The organism is Streptomyces sp. P5F9 (genome assembly GCF_057961495.1).
In genome coordinates this window covers 1-2,625 of the sequence record NZ_JBXVPZ010000773.1, presented here as the reverse complement: position 1 = coordinate 2,625, position 2,625 = coordinate 1, and the positions used below count along the sequence as shown (strand labels likewise).

2 protein-coding genes are annotated in these 2,625 nt (G+C 69.9%); both read right to left on the bottom strand.

The annotated features are described in order from the left end of the window. Window positions 1–23: 23 nt before the first annotated feature. Complete coding sequence (locus tag AC31A1_RS49840; RefSeq protein ID WP_489659666.1) at window positions 24–1,250, bottom strand: ROK family transcriptional regulator; 1,227 nt, start codon at window positions 1,248–1,250, stop codon at window positions 24–26. A 190-nt stretch (window positions 1,251–1,440) separates the two neighbouring features. Next, complete coding sequence (locus AC31A1_RS49835) at window positions 1,441–2,274, bottom strand: hypothetical protein (RefSeq protein ID WP_489659665.1); 834 nt, start codon at window positions 2,272–2,274, stop codon at window positions 1,441–1,443. Between the last annotated feature and the right edge of the window lie 351 nt (window positions 2,275–2,625).

Genomic DNA, 2,625 nt, shown 5'->3' with positions numbered 1-2,625 from the left:
GAGTCGGGTCGGTGGGGCGGGGGTCAGCGGGAGGTGTCGAAGACCTCGTCGCGGGTCGTTGCCAGCGCGCTTTCCAACGCGCCGCGCAGCACGGGCTGTTCATGGACGTCGCCGACGACGAGCCGGGGCCGCGATGCCGCCAGCTCCTCCAACTCGGCCTGGACGAGGGCACGGAGAGGTTCGCCGCCCGCGGCCAGCGAGCCACCACTGAGGACGACGAGTTCGGGGTCGAGTACGGAGACGAGCGAGGCGAGACCGGTCGCGAGGTGGGTCGCGTAGATCTCCAGGAGCCGCCGCTGGGGGCCGGTGGTGTGGTCGGCGGCGGTGGCGACGAGGGTGGCGGCGACCTCGGCGTAGGGACCCGTCGGGATCTCGGTGATGCCGAGTTCACCGGCGAGCCCGGGCAGGGCCTGCGAACCGGCCAGGGCCTGGTAACCGCCGCTGTTGGCCTTGGTCACCTGGCGGACCAGGGGCGCGCCCGGCACCGGCAGGAAGCCGACCTCGCCCGCGCCGCCGGTCCAGCCGCGGTGCAGCCGGCCGCCGAGGACCAGGGCGGCGCCGAGACCGCCCTCGTTCCACAGCAGCACGAAGTCGCCGTGCCCGCGGGCCGCGCCGAGCCGCTGCTCGGCGATGGCGACGAGGTTCACGTCGTTCTCGTACTCCACCGGCATCGGCAGCGCGGCGGCGAGTTCGTCGAGCAGCGCGGGGGAGTGCCAGCCCGGCAGGTGCGAGGCGTACCGCAGCCGGCCGGTGTTCGGATCGAAGGCGCCCGGGGTGCCGATGACGAGCCGGTGGACGTCGTCCCGGGCGAGCCCGGCCGCCTTCACGGCCCCGTCGAGGGCATCCGTCACCTGCCGTACGACGGGCTGGGCGGGCCGCCGACCAGGAGTGGCGAGCTCGAATTCCCCCACCGTCCGGCCGGTGACGTCGGCGACGGCGGCGCGGATGCGCTCCGGCGTGACGTCGAGCCCGGCGGCGTACGCGGCACCCGGATTGACCACGTACAGCTGGGCGTTGGGCCCCGGCCGCCCCTCGCTCGTCCCGGTGGCGAGGACGAGCCCCGCCGCTTCCAGCCGGGCCAGCAGCTGGGAGGCGGTCGGCTTGGAGAGGCCGGTGAGCTTGCCGATCCGGGTGCGGGAGAGCGGGCCGTGCTCCAGGAGCAGGTCGAGGGCGGCGCGGTCGTTCATGGCGCGCAGGACGCGGGGGGTGCCCGGGGTGCCGGTGCCCGGGGTACCAGAGGTTCCTGCCATGTCTTACGCCACCTGCCTTTCGAACTCCCGAACCACACAGCGTGTCACGTGATCACTGTTAGGAAAGTTTCCAATTGGGTGGGAGGAACGTAAGCCCGGGGCGAAGGGGGCGTCAATAGACACCGCCCCCGAGGCAACAGACTCGTTACCTGCGGGGGCGGTGAGGGAGGGTCGGGTGTTGCTCGGCGTCCTACTTGACGTAGATGAAGTCACCGGCGGCGGTTGCCGCGCCGGTGGTGGAGGTACCGGCGAAGACGTAGCGGAAGTAACCGTCCTGCGCGGCCTTCACGGTCGTCGTCAGGGCACCGCCCTTGGCCGTGGTGACCGTCTTGACGGTGGTGTAGGTGCTCGAACTCTTCGCCCGGAACTGCAACTTGGCGGGCTGTGACACATAACCGGTGTACGTACCGCGCTCCCAGTCGGCCCGGGTCAGCGCGCCGGTGACCGTGATGGTCTTCCCCTTCTTCACCGGCTCGGGAGAGGCGTTGGCGGTGAGCTTGGCGGCGCGCTGGATCTTGATCTTGCCCTTGCCGCCCCAGGCCGCGAAGTCCATCGACGAGCTGATCCTGTCGTCGGAGTCGTCCAGGTCGACGTCGTAGTGGCCGTACATGCCGGCGACGTTCCAGGTGGTCGCGTCGGCGGTCTCGTACAGGCTGTCCTCCGGGTCGATCGTGATCGTGTCGGAGCAGGACTCGGTGACGGTGGTGTCCGTCGTCGCGGTCGTCGTGCACGTCGGCGACATGTCCCCGTCGAGCTCGTTGTCGAAGTCCGAGAGTCCGCCGCGGTAGAGCATGATCCCCGCGAACGTCGTCTTGTAGTCGAGGACCAGATCCGACGGACGCGTCAGCGTGTACGTCACGGGCACCTTCACCGCGGTGGTGGTACCGACGACGACCGCCTTCCCCTTGTTGACCGTCACGCCGGAGAAGACCAGATCCGGCGTAGCGGCCTGCGCGAGCGGCGCGGCCAGACCGGTCAGGGCGAGGGCACCGGTCAGGGCGGCGCCGATGGCGAGCTTTCTCATTCTTGTCCCCACATTCGAAACGGACCCCTGGGCATTGCGCTCCAGAGCAAGGGCCCGTCGTGGGGTGACCTTAGGTGTGCGGAGGCTGCGGTGAAAACGAGTTGGAGCTGTGAAGGTGATCGCATCACGGGTTCGTCACGATGGGTAAAGCCGCAGGTGGGGGCGGGTGGCGGAGATTCCCCCGATCTGCCGGAATTGCGAGGCCTGTTGGGCGCTTTTCGGCCGCTACGGCTCCGCCCCCGAGGCCGATTCGTGATGTGGACCGACCTGTCCTGCCAGCCGCCTCACAGGCTTTTGACTTTTGATCAGCGGCGTTTGCGGGGCAGGGGGATCCAGAGAACGGGGTGCGGG